Genomic DNA, 24,892 nt, shown 5'->3' on the forward strand with positions numbered 1-24,892 from the left:
CTACGCTCCCGGACATGCGGTGGACGCGTGGACTGCTCACCGCGCTCGCGGTCTGCGCCCTGCTCGGCGGATCCGCGGGCTGCGGCGCCGGTGATGCGCACGAGCGGAGGGACGGAGTGTCGGCCTCGCCCGTGGGCACATTGCTCGACGACATGGACGAGGAGGGACGGCTCTATCGTGAGGTGGACAAGAAGGGGGCGCCCGAGGTCGGGATCGAGATCCAGCCCGACTCCGCCGACAGCTGGGACGTGCGGCTGACCGTCCGCAACTTCCGCTTCTCGCCCGCGGGCACGCGACCCGTGCCGGTCGCCGGGCGCGGCCTCGCCCACCTCTACGTCGACGGCCGGACCGTCGCCCGGCTGCGCACCGCCGAGTACCACCTGGCCGGGGACCTCGTGCCGCGCGGCACCCACCACGTCACCGTGCGCCTGTACGCGGACGACGGCACCGCGTGGGCCGTCCAAGGCCAGCCGATCGAGCGGACGGCCGACATCACGGCGTCGGGCGCCGGGCGGACGGCGACACCGACGGCCTCACCGATCGCGGCCCAGGTCGCAGCGCACGCGGCGGTCCCGAGGGCGAAGTGAGTGGTCACGGCATCGAGGTGCGTACTGATGGGGGAGGTTCACCGGATCCCTGCGGAAAGGCATCATGAAGACCGTGCCCCATGCGACCTCGCTGCGCAGAGCGCCCGTACAGCGGCGCAGCGCAGAACGACTGACCAGAATCCTCGACGCCTGCGCCGACCTCCTCGACGAGGTGGGCTACGACGGTCTGAGCACCCGGGCCGTGGCTCAGCGGGCCGGAGTGCCCATCGGCTCCGTCTACCGTTTCTTCGGCAACAAGCGCGCGATGGCCGACGCGCTCGCCCAGCGCAACCTGGAGCTCTACGCCGAGCGCGTCACCCAGCGCCTGCGGGAGGGGGACGGGGGAGACTGGCGGGCCGCGATGGACGCGGTGCTCGACGAGTACCTCGCCATGAAGCGGACCGCGCCGGGTTTCTCCCTCGTCGACTTCGGCAACCAGATACCGGTCGGCGCCCGCTACACAGAACCCAACACCCGGGTGGCCGACCGCCTCACCGACCTGCTCTCCGGCTATCTCGACCGCACCCCGGACGAGGATCTCCGCCGCTCCTTCCTGATCGCCGTGGAGACCGCCGACACCCTGGTCCACCTGGCCTTCCGGGTCGCCCCCGAGGGGGACGAGCGGATCATCGAGGAGACGCGCGAACTGCTGCGGGCGTATCTGGCCAGGGTCCTCGACTGACCTGCCCCCGCCGGCACCGTTCGCGCGGATTTCCGACGTGACCCCCGGCAGACCCTCCCCGCCATGCGTACCGGTCGGTATGCTCGGTCGCGTCCGTGTGTCACCGAAGCCACCGCCCTCCGGGAGGACCCGTGTCCCGCACCTCCGGCACCACCCCCGACTCCCGAACCGCCCTGCGCGTCTGCCCACTGTGCGAAGCCACCTGCGGGCTGACGCTGACCATCGAGGGCACCCGGGTGACCGGCGCCCGGGGTGACCGGGACGACGTCTTCAGCAAGGGCTTCATCTGCCCGAAGGGCGCCTCCTTCGGGGCCGCCGACGGCGACCCCGACCGACTGCGCACCCCCCTCGTCCGCAAGGACGGCGAACTGCGCGAGGCCACCTGGGAGGAGGCCTTCGACGCGGTGGCCGCCGGACTGCGCCCCGTCGTCGAGCGGCACGGTCCGCACGCCGTAGGCGTCGTCCTCGGCAACCCGAACGTGCACACCATGGCCGGCGCCCTCTACCCGCCCGTCCTGCTCGGCGCCCTGCGCACCCACAGCGTCTTCACCGCCTCCACGGTCGACCAGATGCCCAAGCACGTGTCGAGCGGCCTGCTGTACGGCGACGCCAACGCGATCCCCGTGCCGGACCTGGACCACACCGACCACCTCCTGCTCATCGGCGCCAACCCGCTGGAATCCAACGGGAGTCTGTGCACCGCCCCCGACTTCCCCGGCCGACTCCGTGCACTGCGGGCGCGCGGAGGCACGCTGACCGTCATCGACCCGCGCCGGACCCGCACGGCCAAGCTTGCCGACCGCCATGTGGCCATCCGCCCCGGCACCGACGCGACACTCCTCGCGGCGATGGCGTACGTCCTCTTCGAGGAGAAGCTCGTCGACCTCGGCGCGCTCGCCCCGCACGTGCAAGGCGTCGACGAACTCCCCGACGCGCTCCGGGACTTCACCCCCGAGGCGGCGAGCACGGCCTGCGACGTGGACGCCGGCACCATCCGGGAGCTGGCGCGCGAGCTGGCCGCCGCGCCCACCGCCGCCGTCTACGGCCGCATCGGCAGCTGCACCGTCCCGCACGGCACCCTGGCGAGCTGGCTGGTGGACGTCCTCAACATCCTCACCGGCAACCTCGACCGGCCCGGCGGTGCCCTCTTCCCGATGGCCGCCACCGACCGGACACCCCGCCCCGCGGGCCCCGGTCACGGCTTCGCGCTGGGCCGCTGGCACAGCCGGGTGAGCGGTCACCCCGAGGCCAAGGGCGAACTGCCGCTGGCCGCCCTGGCGGAGGAGATCGACACGGTGACGGCGGAGGGCAGCCCGGTCCGCGCCGTCATCGCCGTCGCCGCCAACCCCGTCCTGTCCGCACCCGACGGCCTCCGTCTGGACAAGGCGCTCGAATCGCTGGACTTCATGGTCAGCGTCGACCCGTACCTGAACGAGACCTCGCGCCACGCCCACGTCGTGCTGCCGCCGCCCCCGCCCTCGCAGAGCGCGCACCACGACTTCGCGTTCAACACCCTCGCCGTCCGCAACCAGGTCCGCTACAACCGCCCCGCCGTCCCCCTGGAGGAGGGCCGCATGGCGGAGACCGAGATCCTCGCCCGGCTCGTCCTCGCCGCGACCGGCATGCACGGCGCCGACCCGTCCGCCGTGGACACGATGGTCATCGACAGCACCCTGGGCAAGGCGGTCGGGGACACCGCGTCGCCGGTGCACGGACGCGACCCGCGGGAACTCGCCGCCGCCCTCGACGGCGAGACCGGCCCCGAGCGCCGGCTCGACATGATGCTGCGCCTCGGCCCGTACGGCGACGGCTTCGGCGCCCGCCCCGACGGCCTGACCCTGGACAAGCTGCTCGCGCACCCGCACGGCATCGACCTCGGACCGCTCGTCTCCCGTCTGCCGCAGCGGCTGAAGACCCGCAGCGGGAGGATCGAGCTGCTGCCGGAGCCGATCGCCGGCGATCTGCCGCGCCTGCGTGACGCGCTGCGCGAGCGCCCGGCGGCCCTCGTTCTCGTCGGCCGCCGTCATCTGCGCTCCAACAACAGCTGGATGCACAACGTCCCCGCGCTCACCGGCGGTTCCAACCGCTGCACCCTGCACATCCACCCCGACGACGCGGCCCGGCTCGGGCTCGCCGACGGGGCGGCGGTACGCGTCAAGGGTGCCGGGGGAGAGGTGACCGCCCCGGCGGAGCTGACCGACACCGTCCGGCGCGGCGTCGTGAGCCTTCCGCACGGCTGGGGGCACGACCGCCCCGGCACCCGGATGAGCCACGCCGCCCTGGACCCCGGCGTCAACGTCAACCAGCTGCTCGACGGCTCGCTGCTCGACCCGCTGTCCGGAACGGCGGTGCTCAACGGCGTGCCCGTGGAACTGGCGGCGGCCTGCCCGTGACCACCACCGTGACCCACCACCGCGATCTCCACCGCGATCGTCCGTCTGCCGGCTCTCTGACCCGTCCGTCGGCCGAGACGAGGCTGTGACCTGGAGTTTTGCGCTTATTGCTCGCGTGTCAACGCCTTGTTAACGCCTTCGGGCGCGACCTAACGTCATCGCACCGCCGTCCCTGGTGGGAGTTCAAGGGCGAACGTTAGGTGTCCATTTCATGCTGACCATCCTCGGCTTCACCATGATCGCGACCTTCCTGGTCCTGATCATGGTGAAGAAGATGTCGCCGATCGCGGCGCTCGTACTGATCCCGGCGCTCTTCTGCGTCTTCGTCGGAAAGGGCGCCCGGCTCGGCGACTACGTCATCGACGGCGTCACCGGCCTCGCCCCCACGGCGGCGATGCTGATGTTCGCGATCGTCTACTTCGGAGTGATGATCGACGTCGGTCTCTTCGACCCGATCGTCCGGGGGATCCTCAGGTTCTGCAGGGCCGACCCGCTGCGGATCGTGGTCGGCACGGCGCTCCTCGCCGCGATCGTGTCCCTGGACGGCGACGGATCGACCACCTTCATGATCACCGTCTCGGCGATGTATCCGCTCTACAAGCGGCTGAAGATGAGCCTGGTCGTGATGACCGGCGTCGCCGCCATGGCCAACGGCGTGATGAACACGCTGCCCTGGGGCGGCCCGACCGCCCGCGCCGCGACCGCGCTCAAGCTCGACGCGAGCGACATCTTCGTCCCGATGGTCCCCGCCCTCGCCGTCGGTCTGCTGGGCGTCCTCGCCCTCGCCTACGTCCTCGGCCGCCGCGAGCGCAAGCGGCTCGGCGTGCTGACGCTGGACGAGGTGCTGGAGCCGCGGGAGACGGACACCGGGACGGCGCTCGTGGGAGCGAGCGGCGCGGGTTCGGCCGCGGCTGTGGCGAAGGGTTCCGGCTCGGGCAAGCAGGCCGTGCGGGGCGGCGGTTCGGGATCCGGTCCGGGCAAGCAGCTCGCGTACAGCGGGGGTTCGGGCTCCGGGACCGACGCGTACGTGAACCGCTCGGACGTGGACGTGAACCGGTCGGACGCGGACGGGCCCGACGAGGACGACGACTTCCAGGGCCTCGACCCGCACCGCGCCACCCTGCGGCCCCGGCTCTACTGGTTCAACGCGCTGCTCACCGTCACCCTGCTCACCGCCATGATCATGGAGTGGCTGCCGATCCCGGTCCTGTTCCTGCTCGGCGCCGCGCTCGCGCTCACCGTCAACTTCCCCCACATGCCCGACCAGAAGGCCCGCCTCGGCGCCCACGCCGAGAACGTCCTCAACGTCTCCGGCATGGTCTTCGCCGCCGCCGTCTTCACCGGTGTCCTCCAGGGCACGGGCATGGTCGACCACATGGCGACGTGGCTGGTGGACAACATCCCCGACGGCATGGGCCCGCACATGGCCCTCGTCACCGGCGTCCTGAGCATCCCCCTCACGTACTTCATGTCCAACGACGGCTTCTACTTCGGCATCCTCCCCGTGCTCGCCGAAGCCGGCCAGGCCCACGGAGTCTCCTCCCTGGAGATCGCCCGCGCCTCACTCGTCGGTCAGCCCCTGCACATGTCGAGTCCGCTGGTGCCCGCCGTGTATGTCCTGGTCGGCATGGCCAAGGTCGAGTTCGGCGACCACACCCGCTTCGTCGTGAAGTGGGCGGCGCTCACCTCGCTGGTGGTGCTCGGTGCCGGGCTGCTCTTCGGCATCGTCTGATCACGCCCGACCGGAGGACATCACCATGAGGCCCGGCGGGAACCGCGGCTGGCTGCTCCGCCTCGTCATCGCCTTCGCCTGTACGCAGGGGGCGGTGTCGATGGCGCGGCCCGCGGTCTCCTACCGGGCCCTCGCGCTCGGCGCCGACGAGCGGGCGATCGGCGTCATCGCGGGCGCCTTCGCGCTGCTGCCGCTGTTCGCGGCCGTACCCCTCGGACGCCGGACCGACAACGGGCGGTGCGCGCCCCTGCTGCCCGCGGGTGTCGTCCTGATCGTGGCGGGCTGCGCCCTGAGCGGCACGGCCGGCACCCCGGCGGGCATGGCGGCCTGGAGCGGTGTGATGGGCCTCGGCCATCTCTGCTTCGTCATCGGCGGGCAGTCCATCGTCGCCCGCCAGTCCGCCCCGCACGAACAGGACCGCAACTTCGGCCACTTCACCATCGGGGTCTCGCTCGGCCAGCTGATCGGCCCCGTCGCGGCAGGCGCCCTGATCGACGGCCACGACAGGGCGGGCGGGAGTTCCGTCGCCCTGCTCGTCGCGGGCGCGGTGGCGGCGGTCTCGTTCACCTCGCTGTGGCGGATCGAGCACCGCACGACGGCCGGGTCCCCGGCGGCCCGTGGCGAGCGCCCGCCCGTGCACCGCATCCTGCGCGCCCGGGGTGTTCCCGCGGGGATCTTCGTCAGCGCCGCCGTGCTGTCCGCCACCGGCATCCTCACGGCCTATCTGCCGGTCGTCGGCGAGCACCGGGGGATCGCGCCCGCGGTGATCGGCGTCCTGCTGAGCCTGCGCGCGGCGGCGACCGTCGCGTGCCGGCTGGTGATGACGCCGATGCTGCGGCTGCTCGGCCGGAACGCGCTGCTCGCCGTGACCTGTCTGCTCGGCGGCGTGCTGTGCGCGGGCATCGCGCTGCCGGTGCCGGTGGGGGCGCTGGCGGCGATGCTCGTCGTCCTCGGCTTCTGTCTCGGTGTCGGCCAGCCGCTGTCCATGACCACGGTCGTCCAGGCCGCCCCCGAGGGGGCACGCTCCACGGCGCTCGCGCTGCGGCTGACGGGCAACCGGCTGGGCCAGGTCGCCGCGCCCGCCGCCGCGGGCCTGGTCGCGGGGGTGGCGGGCGTCGCGGCGCCGTTCGTGATGCTGGGCGCGCTGCTGCTGCTGTCGTCGGGCATCGCGGTGAAGTCCCCGGCCGAGCCGGAACGGGCGCGGGACCGGCCGCGGCGGCCCCGGGTGCCCTTGCGCCGGAAGAGCGATACCTGACGGGGCACTGGGCGCAGTTGCGATCTTTTCCGGGGCGCATGTGAAAGGTAGTCAGACGAAGTGAGATTTGTATGAAAATCATCTGACTCGGAGGAACCCGCATGTCCACCTCGTCCCTCTCGCGCCGCTCCGGCCCACGTCGCGGCGCCGGCGCCCTCGTGACGCTCGCCGTCGCGGGCACCGCCCTCCTGGGGGCCCCGGCCGCCGTCGCCGCCCCCGGAGACAACGGCGACGTCAAGGTCCACGACTCGGGCACCGGGGTCGACGACCCGCGGGAGGATCCGAAGGTCTGTCACTTCTACCTCGACGGCTTCAACTTCGACCCGGGGCAGCAGGTCACCTGGTTCATCGTGACCCAGCCCCTGGTCGCGGGCGGCGCCAACCTCAGAGGCAGCCTGGACCTGCCGTCCGGGCACGCCCGGACACCCGAACTCACCCTGCCCGACGGCCAGTACAAGCTGACCTGGAGGTTCGTGGGCGAGAACGGCGCGGGCAAGAGCAAGGTCTTCAGGGTCGACTGCCCCATCGGCATCCCGACCTCGAGCCCGTCCGCGTCGCCCACCGGTCCGGGCGGTGGCCCGGGCGGGTCCACAGGCGGTCCGGGCGGCCCGGGCGGCGGTCCCGGTGGGCCCAACGGCGGACCCCCCGCGGGCGGCGGCGGCATGGCCCACCCCCAGGACTTCTCACCGGTCGCCGGTGCCGCGGCCGTGGGTCTCGTCGTAGCCGGCGGAGTCGTGTTCCTGCGGCTGCGCCGACGCCCCGATGGCGCCGCGTAGGCGACCGAGGCCCTGGTACCGGACGCGCGCCTACCGCCTGACGCGGACCCTGGTGGTCACCGTCGCACTGGTGGCGGGCGGCGTCTGGTGGGCGGGGGGCGGCGAGCCGGCCGGGACGGTGGCGTCCGGCGCCGTGCGCGACGACGGCGAAGCGTCCTCCGCCCCGGCCGGGGCGGAGGGCGTCGCGCACGAGCCGGACTCCCACCGCCCCGGGGGCGGCGCGCCCACCGCGCGGCCGCACCGCTCCCCGGCCGTCCGCCGGGTCCGGCCCGCACCCCCGCCCGCCCCGCTGCCGCGATCCCGGGCCGCCTCGCTCCGTATCCCCTTCCTCGGTCTCGAGGCGCCGGTCATCGGTCTCGGGCTGGACCGCGAGCACCGGCTCGCCGCGCCGCCCGGGGACGATCCGAAACTGGTCGGCTGGTACACGGACGGCCCCACCCCGGGCGAACGCGGCACGGCCGTCGTGGTCGGCCATCGCGACACCCGGACGGGACCGGCCGTCTTCGTGGGGCTCGAACGGACCCGGCCCGGCAGACGCGTCGAGGCCCGGCGCGTGGACGGGCGGACCGCCGTCTATACGGTGGACGCCGTACGGACGTACGCGAAGGCGCACTTCCCCGACACGGAGGTCTACGGCGACCGGGGGCGCCCCGAACTCCGTCTGATCACCTGCGGTGGCGCCTTCGACCGGAAGACCGGATACGCCGCGAACGTCGTCGTCTTCGCCCATCTCACGGGCGTCAGGGGGCGGGCCGGCGCCCACTGACGCGAGCCGTCGGGCGCCGGGCTGCGGCACCGGCGCCCTCGGGTGTCCGCTCCCGGCCCGTCCGGTATCCGATCGTCCGTTTCCGCCCGTACCGAACGGGACCGTCCGATGGCGCCGCGCGTCTTCCCCCGGACGTGTGCGGTCCGTTAGCTTCCGTGACTCAAAGGTCCCGTACGACCCGCACGGGACGTTCGACCGCGGAGCACCAGCGCCTTGCACGCCCCCGGGGGCACCTGTCATGACACGCGCCATCTCCCTGCACCACGTCAGTAAGTCCTACACCCGCGGTGTCCGCGTGGTGGAGCGCCTCTCGCTGGACATCAGGCCCGGCGAGTTCCTCGTGCTGCTCGGCCCCTCGGGCTGCGGCAAGTCGACCGTGCTGAGGATGATCGCGGGGCTGGAGGAGGTCACCGAGGGCGAGCTGCGGCTGGACGGGGAGTACGCCAACGATCTGCCGCCGTCCGGGCGGGACATGGCGATGGTGTTCCAGAACTTCGCCCTCTACCCGAGCATGACCAGCCGCGACAACATCGGCTTCCCGCTGCGTATCGAGACGCCCGGCGAGGATCCGCGGGCCCGCGTGGACGCCACCGCCCGCATGCTCGGCATCCAGGACCTCCTCGACCGCTTCCCCAGCCAGCTCTCCGGCGGCGAGCGGCAGCGCGTCGCGATGGGGCGGGCCATCGCGCGCCACCCCTCGGCCTTCCTGATGGACGAGCCGCTGTCCAACCTCGACGCCAAGCTCCGCAACCACCTGCGCGCCGAAATCTCCCGGCTCACCAGGGAATTGGGCGCGACCACGGTGTACGTCACCCACGACCAGGCCGAGGCGATGTCGCTCGGCGACCGGGTCGCCGTGCTGCGCGGCGGAGTCCTGCAGCAAGTGGGCACGCCCCGGACCGTCTACGGGCTGCCCGCGAACGTCTTCGTCGCCGCCTTCATCGGCACCCCGCGGATCAACCTGCTGCGCGGGCTCGTCCGGGCCCCGCTCGACGGCGCCATGACGATCAGCCTCGGCAAGCAGTACCTGCGCCTGCCCGAACCCCTGTGCCTCGACCACCAGTTGCTCCGGGTGCAGCAGGGCCGTGAGGTGATCGTCGGCCTGCGCTCCGAGGCCGTACGGCTCGGCAGACCGTCCGACGCCCGGCCGGGCGAAGTGGCGATCAGCGGTCTGGTCGAGCACGTGGAGTTCCAGGGGCACGAGGTGCTCGTCCATTTCGACACCGGCTCGCGGCCCGCCCTCGTACCGGATCTGGAATCGCCGCGCCCGGCCCGTCCGGCCCGGCGACGGCGCCGCGACGGCACCGTCCTGGACCGGCTGCGGGAGCGCGCCGGGGCGCGGCGGGCGGGGCCGGTCGTCGTCCTCGATCATCCGTCGGACGGGGAGTCCGACCTTCCCGAGCAGACGCCGCCCGAGGGCCGGCTGCCGGGCGATCTCGTCGTGCGCACCACCCCGGACATCGCCCTCCGCCACGGGATGCAGGTCCCGCTCCTCGTGGACCTGGCCCACCTGTTCGTCTTCGACCGGAGCGGCGAACGGATCTGTCCGGCACCGGCACGGCTGCCCGATCTGGACGAGTGAATCCCGGGCCACTCCTGGCTGAACCCTCCCCGGGTCCGGGGGCCGCGGCGGGGCCGTGGACCCGGGCCGGGACCTCCCGTGCGGCGGGTCCCCCTGGCGCCGCAAAACTATCATCGCTAGTTTAGGGCGCGGACGACGCGGCCCCGCCCGGGAGGAACACGATGAAGGCACATGACGGCATGTACATCGACGGCGCCTGGCGCCCCGCCGCCGGACGGGACACGATCGACGTCGTGAACCCCGCCGACGAGCAGGTGATCGGCCAGGTTCCGGCGGGCACGGTCGAGGACGTCGACGCCGCCGTACGGGCCGCCCGCGCCGCGTTCCCCGGCTGGGCCGCGACCGCGCCCGCCGAGCGGGCCGCGCGCCTGGCCGCCCTGCGGGACGTCCTGGCCGCCCGCAAGGACGAGATCGCCGAGACCGTCACCGCCGAGCTCGGCTCACCGCTCGCGTTCTCGCAGGCCGTGCACGCGGGCGTCCCGGTGCTGGTCGCCGGCTCCTACGCCGAGCTGGCGGCGACGTACGCCTTCGAGGAGAAGGTCGGCAACTCGACCGTCTACCAGGAGCCCGTCGGCGTCGTCGGCGCGATAACGCCCTGGAACTACCCGCTGCACCAGATCGTCGCCAAGGTCGCTCCCGCGCTCGCCGCGGGCTGCACGGTCGTGCTGAAGCCCGCCGAGGACACCCCGCTCACCGCCCAGCTCTTCGCGGAGGCCGTGGCCGAGGCAGGCGTCCCGGCCGGTGTGTTCAACCTCGTCACCGGCCTCGGTCCGGTCGCGGGTCAGGCTCTCGCCGAGCACCCGGACGTCGATCTGGTCTCCTTCACCGGCTCCACCGCGGTCGGCCGGCGGATCGGCGCCACCGCGGGCGCCGCGGTCAAGCGCGTCGCCCTCGAACTCGGCGGCAAGTCCGCCAACGTCATCCTGCCGAGCGCCGACCTCGCCAAGGCCGTGAACGTCGGCGTCGCCAACGTGATGTCCAACTCCGGCCAGACGTGCAGCGCCTGGACCCGCATGCTGGTCCCCGCCGCGCGCTACGACGAAGCGGTCGAGCTCGCCGCGACGGCCGCCGCGAAGTACGGCGACCGCATCGGCCCCGTCGTCAACGCCCGGCAGCAGGCCCGGGTGCGCGGATACATCGAGAAGGGTGTCGCCGAGGGCGCGCGGATCGTCGCGGGCGGCCCCGAATCCCCGCGCGAACAGGGCTACTTCGTCAGCCCCACCGTCTTCGCCGACGTGACCCCGCAGATGACCATCGCCCAGGAGGAGATCTTCGGCCCGGTCCTCACGATCCTGCGCTACGAGGACGAGGAGGACGCCCTGCGGATCGCCAACGGCACCGTGTACGGGCTCGCCGGCGCGGTGTGGGCGGGCGAGGAGTCCGAGGCGGTCGCCTTCGCGCGGCGGCTCGACACCGGCCAGGTCGACATCAACGGGGGACGCTTCAATCCCCTGGCCCCCTTCGGGGGGTACAAGCAGTCGGGCGTGGGGCGCGAACTCGGCACCCACGGCCTGTCCGAGTACCTCCAGACCAAGTCCCTCCAGTTCTAGGAGCGTTCACGTGGTTCGCGCCGCTGTCCTTCCCGCCGTGGGTGCCCCGCTGGAGATCGCCGAGATCGAACTCCCCGACCCGGGACCGGGCCAGGTCCGGGTCAGGCTGGCCGCCGCCGGGGTCTGCCACTCCGACCTGTCCCTGTCCAACGGCACCATGCGGGTGCCGGTGCCCGCCGTCCTCGGCCACGAGGGCGCCGGGACCGTCGTCGCGGTCGGCGAGGGTGTCACCCAGGTCGCACCCGGTTCCGAGGTCGTCCTCAACTGGGCTCCTTCCTGCGGCAGTTGTCACGCCTGCTCGCTGGGCGAGGTATGGCTGTGCGCCGACGCGCTGACCGGCGCCGGGACCGTGTACGCCCGCCGCGCCTCCGACGGGAGCGACCTGTACCCGGGTCTGAACGTCGCCGCGTTCGCGGAGGAGACGGTCGTCCCGGTGTCCTGTCTGCTGCCCGTCCCGGACGGCATCCCGCTCACCGACGCCGCCCTGCTCGGCTGCGCGGTCCTCACCGGATACGGGGCGGTCCACAACTCCGCGAAGGTCCGGCCCGGGGAGACCGTGGCCGTGTTCGGGGCCGGCGGGGTCGGGCTCGCAGCCCTCCAGGCCGCCCGGATCGCGGGCGCCTCGAAGATCGTCGCGGTCGATGTCTCGCCCGAGAAGGAGGCACTCGCCCGCGAGGCCGGGGCCACCGACTACGTCGTCGCCTCCGACACCACCGCCCGCGAGATCCGCGCCCTCACCGGCAAACAGGGCGTCGACGTCGCCGTCGAATGCGTCGGCCGCGCCGTCACGATCCGCACGGCCTGGGAATCGACCCGCCGCGGCGGCCGCACCACGGTCGTCGGCATCGGCGGCAAGGACCAGCAGGTCACCTTCAACGCCCTCGAGATCTTCCACTGGGGCAGGACCCTCGCGGGCTGCGTGTACGGCAACTCCGACCCGGCACGTGATCTCCCGGTGCTCGCGGAGCACGTCCGCGCGGGCCGCCTCGACCTCGGCGGCCTGGTCACCGACCGCATCGCCCTGGACGGCATCCCCGCGGCCTTCGACAACATGATCGCGGGCAAGGGAGGCCGGGCGCTGGTGGTGTTCTAGAAGCACGCCGGAGCCGCGTTCGCACCGCGCCGGATCGGGGTCGGGCCCCGGCCCGCGGAGTCACGTTCGCATGTTCCGGCCCGGGGTCGGACCCCGGGCCGGAACTCCGTCGCCGGTGGATTGCGGGACCGGCGACGGACGGGACGGCAGGCCGGCACACCGGCAGGACGGCCGTGCGTCAGGCAGGCCGTGCGTCGGGCCGGCCGTGCGTCGGGCCGGCCGTGCGTCAGGCCTGTTCGGCCTCCGACTCGTGTTCCGGGGCCGCCGTGGGTACCTGGGCCGGAGCCCCGGCCGGAGCCCCGGCCTGGGCCGGACCCGACGCCGGAACCTGTGCCGTGACCGCGTCCGGTACGGCCGTCTCGGTCGCTCCCGAACGCGGCCGGGAGCGCGAGACCGCCACACCCGCCAGGCACAGCACCCCGCCCGCCAGCGTCAGCAGCCCCGGGACCTCGTCGAGGAACAGCCAGGACATCAGCACCACGAGGGCGGGCACCGCGTACGTCGTTGCGCCCATGCGGCTCGCGCTCGTCCGGGCGAGGGCGTACGCCCAGGTCGTGAACGCCAGCGCGGTCGGGAAGACGCCCAGATACACCATGTTGAGGGTGGCCGAGACGGGGGCGTCGGCCGCGTCGTGGACAAGCTGACCCGCGAACGGCAGACACACCACGGCCCCGACCAGACAGCCGAAGGTCGTCACCTGGAGGACGCTCGCGCGCCCGAGCGCCGGCTTCTGCGCGACGACCCCGCCGGCGTACGCGACGGCGGCGAGCAGGCACAGCACGACACCGAGGACCGAGGAACCACCGCCCCCGGACATCGACAGCCCCACCGCGCCCGCGCCCGCGAACGACACCGCCATGCCCGCCAGCAGCCGCGGCGGCATCGCGTCCCCCAGCAACCGGGAACCGAGCAGGGCGATCAGGATCGGGCCGATGTTCACCACCAGAGCCGCCGTACCGGCGTCCACCTGCTGCTCGCCCCAGTTCAGGGCCACCATGTAGAAGCCGAACCACAGCACCCCGGATATCGCGATCCCACGCCAGGCGCCCCGCGGCGGCAGGCCCTCGCCGCGCACCACACAGACGGCACCGAGCACGAGGGCTCCGGCGAGCAGCCGTCCCAGCGCCAGCGCGCCGGGCGCGTACGCGGCGCCCGCGCTGCGGATCGAGACGAAGGCGGAGGCCCACAGTCCGACCGTGACGGCCGCCGCACCGGCGGCGAGCAGGTGTGCACGGCGATGGGGCGACGCGGTGCGGGAGGTGTTCATCATGCTCCTGAGACTAGGCGGGGCACAGGGATCGGTCTCGCGCATTTCGGACGCCCAGGTCGGCACGGGTCCGGGCCGCGGAGGCAGGAACGGAAAGCGGAGGCTCGGACGGGAAGTGGAGGGCGGAGACGCGGACGGAAAGTGGAGGGCGGAGGGCGTGGGCGGACGGGAGCGGAGGGCCGCGGGATCCGGACGAGGACGCCGAGGGTCCGGGCTGAGCAGGAGGGCGTGGATCCGGGCCGGATCCGGTACGCGGGGGTCGAGACGGCGAGGCGCCGGAAGGGCCGCGGCTCAGCGCAGCGCCGTCGCCTCGATCCCGAGGAGTTCCGCGAAGGCGCGCTCGCCCTCCGGGGTCGCCCTGACCGCCCGGTCCGAGCCGATGCGCACGCACCACCGGACGTCCAGCGCGTGCCGGCACAGCGCCGCTCCGGCGGTGCCCGCGAGGTGCGGACGCCGTTCGGTCCAGTCGAGACAGGCACGGGTGAGAGGACGGCGTCCGGCGCGGTCCAGGGAGATGCCCACGGCGTCGAACCACCGCAGTCCGGCGTCGGTGAGGGCGAACCCGGTGTCCTGGCGGAGCAGTCCGCGGCCGGTCAGCGCGTCGGTGAGGGCGATCCCGAGCCGTCCGGCGAGATGGTCGTAGCAGGTCCGGCCGCGCGCCAGCGCCGAACCCGCGCCGGCCTCCCGCAGCGTCCGGGGACGTGCGGCGGCGCCGGGTGCCACATGGGCGGCGAGGTCCTCGACGAGCTGGGCGACGCGGTCGTCGGCGAGCCGGACGTAGCGGTGCCGTCCCTGGCGCTCCTCGGTGAGCAGGCCGCCCGATACGAGCTTGCCCAGGTGTTCGCTGGCGGTCGACGGCGCGACGCCGGCCTGCCGCGCGAGCTCACCGGCGGTCCACGCCCGCCCGTCGAGCAGCGCCAGCAGAAAACCGGCCCGGGTCTCGTCCGCCATCAGCCCGGCCAGCGTGGCGAGCCCCGGCCCGACCGGATCCTTCGGCCTTGTCATGCCGTCCAGCATGCGCCATGGACACTTCGGCGTTCACCGAAAGATCGCGAGCGTCCGGCTCAGGCCACCCGGGCCCGCTCAGGCTTCCCGGACCGGCTCGCTCAGCTTTCCCGGACCAGCCCCGTGTACTGCACCGCGAGGCCGTCCAGCAGCGCACTGAGCCCCGTCTCGAAGGCCCGCTCGTCGATCTTCTCCTGCTGCTCGGCGAGAAGGTGCGCCTGCCCCAGATGCGGATAGTCGGCGGGGTCGTACGCGCTCTCGTCGTCCACGAAGCCCCCGGCGAACGACCCCAGCGCGGACCCCATGATGAAGTACCGCATCAGCGCCCCGATCGAGGTGGCCTGGGCCGGCGGCCAGCCCGAGTCGACCATGGCCCCGAACACGGCGTCGGCGAGCCGCAGTCCGGCCGGCCGGCGGCCCGGCCCGCGGGCGAGGACCGGGACGATGTTCGGGTGGTCGCGCAGGGCGGCGCGGTAGGAGACGGCCCAGTCGTGCAGCGCGGTCCGCCAGTCGCGGCCGTCCTCGAACATCGACAGGTCGACCAGCGCGCTCACCGAGTCCGCGACCGCCTCCAGGATCTGGTCCTTGGTGCGGAAGTGGTTGTAGAGGGAGGGCCCGCTCACCCCGAGTTCCGCGGCGAGCCGGCGCGTCGAGACGGCCGCGAGGCCCTCGGCGTCCACCAGGGCCCGTGCCGTCTCGACGATGCGGTCGGTGCTGAGGAGGGGCTTGCGCGGTCGGGCCATGGCGCACATAGTAGGGCTGCATCAGGAAACTAGCAGTGCTAATTTAAATGTTCGGCTTTCAATGTCCGCTATCTGTGGGGTGACTCGGCATGAACCTTGGGCTCAGTGATGAGCAGACCGCCGTCCGGCAGCTCGCCCAGGACTTCGTGCAGCGCGAGATCGCCCCGCACGTCGTCGAGTGGGACCGCGCGGAGGAGGTCGACCGGTCCATCGTGAAGAAGCTCGCCGACGTCGGCTTCCTCGGCCTCACCATCGACGAGGAGTACGGCGGCAGCGGCGGCGACCACCTCGCCTACTGCCTGGTCACCGAGGAACTGGGGCGCGGCGACTCCTCCGTGCGCGGGATCGTCTCCGTCTCGCTCGGACTCGTCGCCAAGACCATCGCGTACTGGGGGAGCGAGGAGCAGAAGCGCCGCTGGCTGCCGGGGCTGACCGCCGGCGAGTACGTGGGCTGCTTCGGGCTCACCGAGCCCGGCACCGGCTCCGACGCGGGCCAGTTGTCGACGAGGGCCGTGCGCGACGGCGACGACTACGTCATCAACGGCACCAAGATGTTCATCACGAACGGCACCTGGGCCGATGTCGTGCTGCTCTTCGCCCGCTCCACGGACGCGCCGGGCCACAAGGGCGTCTCCGCCTTCCTGGTGCCCACCGACACCCCCGGTCTGACCCGCCGCACCATCCACGGCAAGCTCGGGCTGCGCGGCCAGGCCACCGCCGAACTGGCCTTCGAGGACGTGCGCGTGCCCGCGAGCGCCATGATGGCGCCCGAGGGCAAGGGCTTCTCGGTGGCCATGTCGGCACTGGCCAAGGGCCGGATGTCGGTGGCCGCGGGCTGCGTCGGGATAGCCCAGGCCGCGCTGGACGCGGCGGTGAGGTACGCGACCGAGCGGGAGCAGTTCGGCAGGACGATCGCGCACCACCAGCTCATCCAGGAGCTGATCAGCGACATCGCCGTCGACGTGGACGCGGCGCGGCTGCTCACCTGGCGGGTCGCCGATCTCGTGGACCGCGGGCTGCCGTTCGCCACCGAGTCCTCGAAGGCCAAGCTCTTCGCGTCCGAGGCCGCCGTACGCGCCGCGAACAACGCCCTCCAGGTCTTCGGCGGCTACGGCTACATCGACGAGTACCCGGCCGGCAAACTGCTGCGCGACGCGCGCGTGATGACCCTCTACGAAGGCACCAGCCAGATCCAGAAGCTGGTCATCGGGCGCGCGCTGACGGGTGTCTCCGCGTTCTGACTCTGAGTACGTTCCTGAGTACGACGGCGGATGCGGCGGCGGCCACGTCCGCCGATCCTTGTCCCATGAGTGAGACACCGGTCAAACAGCAGAACACGGCGGCCTTCTACGGTCAGGCCGTGGCGTCCTTCTCCGTCGCGATGGCCGCCACCGCCCTCGGCATCTTCAAACTCCAGGCCGACGCCTGGGTGCGGGGCTTCCTGGCCATCGCCGTCCTGTATTTGGTGACGTCGTCCTTCACGCTGGCCAAGGTGATCCGCGACCGCCAGGACGGCAGCCGCCCCGGCGGCCGGATGTACGACCCGTTCGAGAAGCTCTGAGCCCCGCGCGGCCACGACCCGGCCAGGGGCACTAAGCGCCCGCTCAGGTTCAGGGGTATGGTGTTCACCCTGTCAGTGGAGAAGGGGCGAACAGCGATGAGTGCGGCGCAGGAGACGCCCGGCGGCGAGATGCAGCCGTGGGCCGAGGTCACCCCGGACGCGGCACGGCGGCTGCTCGTCGCCGCCGTGGAGGCCTTCGCCGAGCGCGGGTACCACGCGACGACGACCCGGGACATCGCCGGCCGCGCGGGCATGAGCCCGGCCGCGCTGTACATCCACTACAAGACCAAGGAAGAGCTGCTCCACCGGATCAGCCGGATCGGGCACGACAAGGCGCTGGACATCGTGCGCACCGCGGCCGAGGGCGAGGGCACGGCCGCCGAACGGCTCTCCGACGCCGTACGGTCCTTCGTGCGGTGGCACGCGGGCCAGCACACCACCGCGCGTGTCGTGCAGTACGAACTCGACGCCCTCGGGCCCGACGCGCGCGCCGAGATCATCGCGCTGCGCCGGCAGGTCGACGCGGAGGTGCGCAGCATCATCCAGGACGGTGTCGCAGCGGGCGACTTCGACGTCCCGGACGTCCCCGGCACCACCCTCGCCGTGCTGTCCCTGTGCATCGACGTGGCCCGCTGGTTCAACGTCGGCGGTCCCCGCACGCCGGACGAGGTCGGCGCCCTCTACGCCGACCTGGTGCGGCGGATGGTGGGCTACAAGGGCTGAGCCCTGCCCCGGACGCGGACGTCCCCGATCCCGGACGCGAGGAAGCACCCCGGTTCCGGAGACGTCGGCGTGGGGGCCGGTCTCACAGGTAGTAGCGCGAGACCGACTCCGCGACGCAGACCGGCTTGTCGCCGCCCTCGCGTTCCACGGTGAAGGCCACGGACACCTGGACGCCGCCGGGCACGTCGTCCACCGCGGTGATCGTCGCGGTGGCGCGCAGCCGCGAGCCGACCGGTACGGGCGAGGGGAAGCGGACCTTGTTCGTCCCGTAGTTGACGCCCATCCTCACGCCCTCGACGCTGATCAGCTGCGGGCCGAAGAGGGGCAGCAGCGACAGGGTGAGATATCCGTGCGCGATCGTGGTGCCGAACGGACCCGCCGCGGCCTTCTCGGGGTCGATGTGGATCCACTGGTGGTCGCCGGTGGCCTCCGCGAAGAGGTCGATCCGCTTCTGCTCGATCTCGACCCAGTCCGTGTACCCCAGCTGCTCGCCCACGGCGCCCCGCAGTTCGTCGACCGTCGCGAACGTCCTCGGCTCTGCCATGTCCCTGGCCTCCCGCATCTCGAAGTCTAAGCGACTGCTTAGCATGGTCGGACGCGGGGCGCATGTCAACGGACCGGGCGTGTGACGCGGTGGGTAGGTTGGAGGCGTGCCCCAGATCCCTGAGACGATCCACGAGCTGACCGTCGGACAGTTGTCGGCCCGCAGCGGCGCCGCCGTCTCCGCCCTGCACTTCTACGAGTCCAAGGGCCTGATCAGCAGCCGCCGCACCACGGGCAACCAACGCCGCTACCACCGTGACGCGCTGCGCCGTGTCGCCTTCGTCCGGGCCGCCCAGCGCGTCGGCATCCCGCTCGCCACCATCCGCGAGGCCCTCGCCGAACTCCCCGAGGAGCGCACCCCGACGCGGGAGGACTGGGCCCGGCTCTCGGAGGCCTGGCGCTCCGAACTCGACGAACGCATCAAGCAGCTCGGACGGCTGCGCGACCACCTCACCGACTGCATCGGCTGCGGCTGCCTCTCCCTGGAGAACTGCGTGCTCTCCAACCCCGACGACGTCTTCGGCGAGCGCCAGGCCGGCTCCCGCCTCATGGTGGAGCGGCCCGGCGCCCGGGCGGCACCGAAGCCACCCGAGCGGCACCCGGGACAGGCCCGGGGATGCGACCCCGAGCCGGACCGGGAACCACTCGGCGACTGCCGCTGACCCTTCCCCGCCCGGCCGCGGTCATCCGCGCTGTCCGGCTACGCGCCATCCGCCGTGCCCGGCCCGCGCGTTCACGCCCCGTCAAGCACGTGCGACATCCGGTCCGCCCGGCTGGGTGGACAGGCCCGGCAGGGCGGGCCGGATGACGCCCCGCCCGCATACTCCGGGGCGCCCCGGGCTACTCGTACTCCGTGCCGCCCTTGCGGGTCAGATAGGCCGGGCTGACCGCCTTCGCTATCGCGCGTCCGCCGGTCACCGGGCTGTACCGCTCGGCAGCCACGAGGGTTCCCTCCGGCCCGGCGGGGGCGGGAGCCCCGGGGCGGATCACGACGCCCTCGCGCAGATGCAGCGCCCGGCCGGACACGGTCTCCCGGCCGGAGGCGATCTCGAGGACGCGCTCGACGTCGTACGGACCCTCGTACAGCCGTGGCACCAGCGGGAGTTCGCCCGTCAGCAGCTCCTGCGCGTCCAGCCAGCGCACCTCGCCGTCGATCTCCGCCGACACGTCGAACACGGCGTATCCGACCGTCTCGCGGCGCCCGTCGGCGCCGTACGGCAGGTCCTGGACGCCCGCGCCGTACACCTCGCCGAAGATGCCGACGCGGCGCGCGCCCAGGCGGGCGGCGAGCCGGGCGGCGGCCTCCGCGACGCCGTGACCGCGCACGGCGCGCCAGTACAGATTGCGCGGATCCTCCTTCAGGGCTAGGGACTTGGAGCCGAAGCCCTTCGAGGAGACGTGGACGCGGCCCTCGTCGGCGAGGTAGGTCAGCAGACAGGCCGTACCGTGCAGCTTCTCCGTCAGGACGACGGGCTCGCCCGGGACGAAGATGTCCGGGTAGCGCTGGATGTTCTCGATGTCGACCCAGGGCAGCAGATCGGGTGCCGACTCGACGTCGCCGTCCATGGTGGGCGGGATCGGCGTCACCCATTTCACGATGCCGAGGATCTCCGCGAAGTCCGTGCCGTCCTCGGCGGCCCGCGCCAGGTCCACGTCCGCCAGCGCCTCGGGACGGCACACGATGCCCTGCGACAGCTCGCCGCGCAGCCGCACCGCCCTGACCCGGTTCGACGCGCTGCCCGCGAGCCGCCCGGTCAGCCCCAGTTCCTCGATCAGTCCGGCCGGCAGCACGGACTGTTCCGGGATGTAGACGGCCCGCTCGCCGGTGCGGTACGCGCCCTTGGCGACCACGGCCCGATACAGGCCCACCTGGGCCAGTTCGAGCGCGTCGGCGTTCGGATGCTCATGGATGGTCAGCACTTCGGCGGTCACGCGCAGCGTCGACATGGGGAACTCCAGGTTGCTCAGCCGTGTTTCATCGCCCCCAACTCTCCGCAGGGGAAACGGCTGGAACCAGCGGATTTACGGCTGCTACCGTCAGCGGCTCCGTCCCGTCGGCGGCGGGCGCCGGGCCGCCCCGTACTGGGCGAGTGCCTCCGTCACCAGCCGAGCGTTGGACAACGCCCGCTCCCCGTCCGGGAGTACGAGGGTGTCCTCGAGGCCGGTCCGGGTGGCGAGGCCCAGCCGTCCCGCCAGGCGGAGCACCGGCCAGGCGCCGCCGTCCTCGCCGTGCAGCAGGACGGGGCGGCCGGACGCGGTGCCGAGCGCGGCGAGCAGGGCGTGGGCCGAGTCCTCGGCGGTCCGCGGCGAGGTGTCCGTCACCTCGGCCAGGACGCGCAGGACCCGCGGCGCGAGCCGCGACGCCAGGAACCGGGCCGCGCCGTCCGTGCCGGACCAGATGCCCGCCTCCACGCCGATCCCGCGGTCCAGGAGTGCCGCCGCGACCTCGTCCGCGCCGGGCTCGTGCCAGTTCACCGAGGCGTGGTCGGGCAGCACGGTCCAGGAGCGGACGCGATCGACCCGGGCCACCGGATCGGGCTCGGCCCAGGCGCCGGTGGTCACTCCGACCGGGACGCCCACCCGCGCCCGTATCGCTTCGAGCGTCGCCGCCACCACTCCGGGCGCCAACGTGTCCCGTCCGCACGGGGTCTTGGGATGGACATGGATGTCCGAGGCGCCGGCCGCGACCGCCTCGGCCGCGGATCGGGCCATCGCCCCGGGCGACATCGGCACGACGGCGCCGTCGGCCGATCCGCGCGCTCCGTTCAGACAGACCTGCACCATGCCCCCGATGGTGCCGGACACCACTGACAATCGGGCGCCGGGAACTGCGTGCCCGGCCACGGACCCTCCGCGGCCGACGGCTCACCCGCAGCTCCCTGCCCCATGCCGCTCAGCCCGGCGGAGTCCCTGCCGCCCGGCCCGGCGGGGCACTCACGCCGACACGAGCAGCCGGCCGCGCCTGGCCCCCGCCAGGGCTTCCGGGGTCAGGACGGGCCGCGGCACCACGATTCCGCAGCTCGTGCAGACGGGACCCGACGACGGTTCGTGGGCCAGGTCGTACATCCAGAGCAGGCGCTCACCTGTGCAGACCGGGCAGACGGCGCCCGGCTCGCGCTCCAGGGCGGCGATCAGCCGGCGCAGCACCTCGGCCAGTGATTCATGGGGGTGGACACGGGGGTTGTCGCACCATGCGACACCGAACCCGCCCCAGGTCAGCCGGTGCCAGTCGTCGACACTGCCCGGCCTGCGCAGCCCGTCGTGCTTCTCCTTCTTGCGACGCTGCGCGAACTCGACCTCGTAGGCGAGCCAGACGGAGCGGGCCTCCTCCAGTTCCTCCAGTGCGGCCACGAGCCGCGCCGGGTCGGGGGACCGGTCCTCCGGACCGAACCCGGCCCGGGAGCACAGATGGTCCCAGGTCGCCCGATGCCCGTAAGGGGCGAACCTCTCCAGGCACTTGCGTAGGGAGTACCTCCGCAGTGCCAGATCACACCTCGGATCTCGCACCTGTCTCGCCAGACTCCGGAAACCGGCCATCGTCCTGCACCTCCGTCACACCTGCACCTGCACTCCGGTCACTTCGGCGTCGTCTCGTACGGACGTCGTCGAGTAGACGTATCGACAAGCGATTCGGCTCCATCCAATTTTCCGATGACCGCCGCGAACCGCCCGCCGAGTGCCCTCGGCCTACCTCCCGTTGCTGTCAGCCGGCTGTCGACCGGCCCCCGCGCTCGCGATGAATCCCAAAAACTGACGCATGTTCATCTTCAAACTCGGGGATACCGGCGGTAACGTCCGGCCCACCCCCCGTCGGTAGGAGCTGACATGCCACCGAGCACCCCACGCACCACCTTGGACAGACTGAGAACTCCCCGCAGATTCCCCAAGTTCCTCAAGGCAGCATCCCTATGCGTGCTCATTGCCGGTCTTTTGTCGCCGCTTTCCCCGGCGGCCGCCGCCGACACCTCGGCCGAGGCCGCCGCGAACGACTACTGCGGCGGCCGGTGCTCGGACATCCTGCCGCCCGGTGAGAACGGCAACGCGACCCTCGCCCAGATCCTGCTCAACCAGGCCTTCGGCACCCAGCCAAGCCACGCCGAGGACCAGCTCGCCCCCTACGGCAACCTCGCCTCCGGCTATGCGGCCCTCACCGACGCCAAGATCAACGACTTCTTCAACGACGCCTCCTTCGGCGTCGCCTCCGACCAGGTCGCCTCCACCACCAAGCCCGGCGGCCGCACCGATGTGACGATCGTCCGCGACAAGAAGACGGGCGTCCCGCACATCACCGGCACCACCCGCTACGGCACCGAGTACGGAGCCGGATTCGCCGCCGCCCAGGACCGGCTGTGGCTGATGGACGTCTTCCGGCACGTCGGACGCGGCCAGCTGACCGGCTTCGCCGGCGGCGCCCCCTCCAACCAGGGCCTGGAGCAGGAGTTCTGGCGCAACGCGCCCTACACCGAGGCCGATCTGCAGGCCCAGATAGACAGCGCGACCAACAGCGCCGGAGCCCGTGGCACCCAGGCCCTCGCCGACGCCAACGCCTACGTCGACGGCATCAACGCCTACATCGACGCCTCCGACAGCGGCCGGTACTTCCCCGGCGAATACGTCCTCACCGGCCACAAGGACTCCATCACCAACGCCGGCACCATCGACCACTTCAAGCTCACCGACCTGGTCGCGCTGGCCTCCGTCATCGGCTCGCTGTTCGGCTCCGGAGGCGGCGGCGAGGTCAACAACGCCATCTCGCTGCTCGCCGCCCAGTCCAAGTACGGCGTGGCCGAGGGCACCCAGGTCTGGGAGTCCTTCCGCGAGCGCAACGACCCGGAAGCGGCGCTCACCGTCCACAACGGCGAGAGCTTCCCGTACGCCGGCAAGCCGGACAGCCCGCAGGGCGAGGCCCTGCCCGACGCCGGCTCGGTGACCCAGGAGCAGCTCGTCTACGACCGCACCGGCAGCGCGGCCACCGCGAGCGCCACCAGCGCCACGGCCGCGGCGGCCAAGACGTCGCTCACCTCGGCCAAGCGCGGTATGTCCAACGCCCTCGTGGTCAGCGGCAAGCACACCGCCAGCGGCCACCCGATCGCCGTCTTCGGCCCGCAGACCGGCTATTTCGCGCCACAGCTGCTCATGCTCCAGGAGATCCAGGGACCCGGCCTCAGCGCCCGCGGCGCCTCCTTCGCGGGCTTGAGCATGTACGTCGAACTCGGCCGCGGCCAGGACTACTCCTGGAGCGCGACGACCTCCGGCCAGGACATCATCGACACCTACGCCGTCGAGCTGTGCCAGGACGACTACCACTACCTCTACCACGGCACCTGCACGGCGATGGACAAGGTCGAGCGGACCAACTCCTGGAAGCCGACCGTCGCCGACGGCACCGCGGCCGGCTCGTACCGGATGCAGGTCTACCGGACCAAGTACGGTCCCGTGGCCTACCGCGCGACCGTGGGCGGCAAGAAGGTCGCGTACACCACCCTGCGCTCCTCCTTCATGCACGAGGCCGACTCGATCATCGGCTTCCAGATGCTCAACGACCCGGACTACGTGAAGAGTCCGGCGACCTTCCGGAGCGCGACGGAGCACATCAACTACACCTTCAACTGGTTCTACGCCGACTCGGCGCACACCGCGTACTACAACAGCGGCGACAACCCGGTGCGGGCGAGCGGGGTCGACGCCGAGTTCCCCGTGTGGGCGCGGGCCGACTACGACTGGCGGAACTGGGACCCGGCCACGAACACCGCCTCCTACACCCCCGCGTCCGCGCACCCCAACTCGGTGGACCAGGACTACTACATCTCCTGGAACAACAAACAGGCCAAGGACTACACGACGGCCTCCTGGGGCAACGGCTCCGTGCACCGCGGCGACCTGCTGGAGGACCGGGTCGCGAAGCTGGTCGCGGCGGGCGGTGTGACCAGGTCCGCGCTGGTGAAGGCGATGGCCGACGCGGCGCTCGCCGATCTGCGGGCCGAGGACGTGCTCCCCGACCTGCTGAAGGTCGTCAACAGCTCCCCGGTCACGGACTCCACGGCCGCGGCGGCGGTGGGCAAGCTGTCCGCGTGGGTGACGGCCGGCGCCAGACGCAAGGAGACCTCGGCCGGGTCGCACACGTACGCCGACGCCGACGCGGTCCGTATCCTCGACGCCTGGTGGCCGCTGCTGGTGAAGGCGGAGTTCCAGCCCGGACTCGGCAGTGACCTCTACACCGCGTTCGGCGGCAACCTCCCCATCGACGAGGCGCCGTCGGCCGGGCACGGACCGACCGGCTCGCACGCCGGAAGTTCCTTCCAGTACGGCTGGTGGAGCTATGTCGACAAGGACATCCGGGCGGTGCTGGGGGAGACCGTGCAGGGCGGTCTGCCGCAGAAGTACTGCGGCGCCGGCAGCCTCAGTGCCTGCCGGGACACCCTGATCAGCACCCTGAAGGAGGCGGCGGGCAAGACCGCGGCCACCGTCTACCCCGGCGACGACCAGTGCTCGGCGGGCGACCAGTGGTGCGCCGACTCGATCGTCCAGCGGACGCTCGGCGGCATCAAGCACGGCAAGATCAGCTGGCAGAACCGGCCGACCTACCAGCAGGTCGTCGAGTACACCTCACACCGGTGACCACGGACCGGCGCCG

At 72.4% G+C, this 24,892-nt stretch carries 22 protein-coding genes; 15 read left to right on the top strand and 7 right to left on the bottom strand.

Annotated features, from left to right (window positions below):
• Positions 1 to 14 precede the first annotated feature (14 nt).
• The 10 genes from OOK38_RS25050 (at position 15) to OOK38_RS25095 (ending at position 12,416) form a co-directional block, all read left to right on the top strand.
• On the top strand, positions 15 to 587 hold the full coding sequence (locus tag OOK38_RS25050; RefSeq protein ID WP_266848837.1) for a hypothetical protein: 573 nt from the start codon (positions 15 to 17) through the stop codon (positions 585 to 587).
• 64 nt (positions 588 to 651) lie between these two features.
• The gene (locus OOK38_RS25055) at positions 652 to 1,269 is read left to right on the top strand and encodes a TetR/AcrR family transcriptional regulator (RefSeq protein WP_266756972.1); all 618 of its coding nucleotides are present in this window, start codon (positions 652 to 654) and stop codon (positions 1,267 to 1,269) included.
• Between the two features lie 131 nt (positions 1,270 to 1,400).
• Complete coding sequence (locus tag OOK38_RS25060; RefSeq protein WP_266848839.1) at positions 1,401 to 3,662, top strand: molybdopterin oxidoreductase family protein; 2,262 nt, start codon at positions 1,401 to 1,403, stop codon at positions 3,660 to 3,662.
• A 211-nt stretch (positions 3,663 to 3,873) separates the two neighbouring features.
• Positions 3,874 to 5,394, top strand: coding sequence for a CitMHS family transporter (locus OOK38_RS25065; protein WP_266756968.1), 1,521 nt, complete (start codon positions 3,874 to 3,876; stop codon positions 5,392 to 5,394).
• Positions 5,395 to 5,419: 25 nt separating this feature from the next.
• Complete coding sequence (locus tag OOK38_RS25070) at positions 5,420 to 6,649, top strand: MFS transporter (RefSeq protein ID WP_266756966.1); 1,230 nt, start codon at positions 5,420 to 5,422, stop codon at positions 6,647 to 6,649.
• Positions 6,650 to 6,750: 101 nt separating this feature from the next.
• Positions 6,751 to 7,425, top strand: a complete 675-nt coding sequence (locus tag OOK38_RS25075; RefSeq protein WP_266756964.1) for a hypothetical protein — start codon at positions 6,751 to 6,753, stop codon at positions 7,423 to 7,425.
• Positions 7,412 to 8,191, top strand: a complete 780-nt coding sequence (locus OOK38_RS25080) for a class F sortase (protein ID WP_266756963.1) — start codon at positions 7,412 to 7,414, stop codon at positions 8,189 to 8,191. The genes OOK38_RS25075 and OOK38_RS25080 overlap by 14 nt, the downstream gene beginning before the upstream one ends.
• Positions 8,192 to 8,429: 238 nt before the next feature.
• A complete protein-coding gene (locus OOK38_RS25085) occupies positions 8,430 to 9,773 on the top strand; it encodes an ABC transporter ATP-binding protein (RefSeq protein ID WP_266756961.1) in 1,344 nt (447 codons plus the stop codon).
• A 161-nt stretch (positions 9,774 to 9,934) separates the two neighbouring features.
• Entirely contained in the window at positions 9,935 to 11,323 is a 1,389-nt protein-coding gene (locus OOK38_RS25090; RefSeq protein ID WP_266756959.1) for an aldehyde dehydrogenase family protein, read from the top strand.
• A gap of 10 nt (positions 11,324 to 11,333) precedes the next feature.
• On the top strand, positions 11,334 to 12,416 hold the full coding sequence (locus OOK38_RS25095) for a Zn-dependent alcohol dehydrogenase (protein ID WP_266756957.1): 1,083 nt from the start codon (positions 11,334 to 11,336) through the stop codon (positions 12,414 to 12,416).
• Between the two features lie 226 nt (positions 12,417 to 12,642).
• Here the strand turns inward: OOK38_RS25095 and OOK38_RS25100 are convergent, their stop codons facing one another.
• From OOK38_RS25100 to OOK38_RS25110, 3 genes are all read right to left on the bottom strand, one after another.
• Entirely contained in the window at positions 12,643 to 13,686 is a 1,044-nt protein-coding gene (locus OOK38_RS25100; protein WP_266848840.1) for a DMT family transporter, read from the bottom strand.
• Positions 13,687 to 13,974: 288 nt separating this feature from the next.
• A complete protein-coding gene (locus tag OOK38_RS25105) occupies positions 13,975 to 14,700 on the bottom strand; it encodes a helix-turn-helix transcriptional regulator (protein WP_266756954.1) in 726 nt (241 codons plus the stop codon).
• Positions 14,701 to 14,789: 89 nt separating this feature from the next.
• A complete protein-coding gene (locus OOK38_RS25110) occupies positions 14,790 to 15,431 on the bottom strand; it encodes a TetR/AcrR family transcriptional regulator (protein ID WP_266756952.1) in 642 nt (213 codons plus the stop codon).
• A gap of 89 nt (positions 15,432 to 15,520) precedes the next feature.
• On the opposite strand from OOK38_RS25110, the gene OOK38_RS25115 reads away from it, so the two are divergent.
• From OOK38_RS25115 to OOK38_RS25125, 3 genes are all read left to right on the top strand, one after another.
• Positions 15,521 to 16,672: an acyl-CoA dehydrogenase family protein gene (locus tag OOK38_RS25115; protein WP_266756950.1), complete on the top strand. Its 1,152-nt coding sequence runs from the start codon at positions 15,521 to 15,523 to the stop codon at positions 16,670 to 16,672.
• 65 nt (positions 16,673 to 16,737) lie between these two features.
• Entirely contained in the window at positions 16,738 to 16,992 is a 255-nt protein-coding gene (locus tag OOK38_RS25120; protein WP_266756948.1) for a YiaA/YiaB family inner membrane protein, read from the top strand.
• Between the two features lie 96 nt (positions 16,993 to 17,088).
• On the top strand, positions 17,089 to 17,715 hold the full coding sequence (locus tag OOK38_RS25125) for a TetR/AcrR family transcriptional regulator (protein WP_266756946.1): 627 nt from the start codon (positions 17,089 to 17,091) through the stop codon (positions 17,713 to 17,715).
• Between the two features lie 82 nt (positions 17,716 to 17,797).
• On the opposite strand, the gene OOK38_RS25130 is transcribed toward OOK38_RS25125, so the two are convergent.
• Complete coding sequence (locus tag OOK38_RS25130) at positions 17,798 to 18,259, bottom strand: MaoC family dehydratase (RefSeq protein ID WP_266756945.1); 462 nt, start codon at positions 18,257 to 18,259, stop codon at positions 17,798 to 17,800.
• Between the two features lie 106 nt (positions 18,260 to 18,365).
• On the opposite strand from OOK38_RS25130, the gene soxR reads away from it, so the two are divergent.
• Entirely contained in the window at positions 18,366 to 18,920 is a 555-nt protein-coding gene (gene soxR, locus OOK38_RS25135; RefSeq protein ID WP_266756943.1) for a redox-sensitive transcriptional activator SoxR, read from the top strand.
• Between the two features lie 178 nt (positions 18,921 to 19,098).
• On the opposite strand, the gene OOK38_RS25140 is transcribed toward soxR, so the two are convergent.
• The 3 genes from OOK38_RS25140 to OOK38_RS25150 form a co-directional block, all read right to left on the bottom strand.
• Positions 19,099 to 20,205 (bottom strand): RNA ligase (ATP), encoded by a 1,107-nt coding sequence (locus OOK38_RS25140; RefSeq protein WP_266756941.1) that lies wholly within the window; start codon positions 20,203 to 20,205, stop codon positions 19,099 to 19,101.
• A gap of 90 nt (positions 20,206 to 20,295) precedes the next feature.
• A complete protein-coding gene (locus OOK38_RS25145; RefSeq protein WP_266756939.1) occupies positions 20,296 to 21,042 on the bottom strand; it encodes a 3-keto-5-aminohexanoate cleavage protein in 747 nt (248 codons plus the stop codon).
• A 150-nt stretch (positions 21,043 to 21,192) separates the two neighbouring features.
• Positions 21,193 to 21,795: a hypothetical protein gene (locus tag OOK38_RS25150; protein ID WP_266756937.1), complete on the bottom strand. Its 603-nt coding sequence runs from the start codon at positions 21,793 to 21,795 to the stop codon at positions 21,193 to 21,195.
• Positions 21,796 to 22,083: 288 nt separating this feature from the next.
• Between OOK38_RS25150 and OOK38_RS25155 the strand changes: the two genes are divergently transcribed.
• Complete coding sequence (locus OOK38_RS25155; RefSeq protein ID WP_266756935.1) at positions 22,084 to 24,876, top strand: penicillin acylase family protein; 2,793 nt, start codon at positions 22,084 to 22,086, stop codon at positions 24,874 to 24,876.
• The last annotated feature ends 16 nt before the right edge of the window (positions 24,877 to 24,892 follow it).

The sequence above is a fragment of the Streptomyces sp. NBC_00568 genome, assembly GCF_026341855.1.
In the GTDB taxonomy this organism is placed as follows: domain Bacteria; phylum Actinomycetota; class Actinomycetes; order Streptomycetales; family Streptomycetaceae; genus Streptomyces.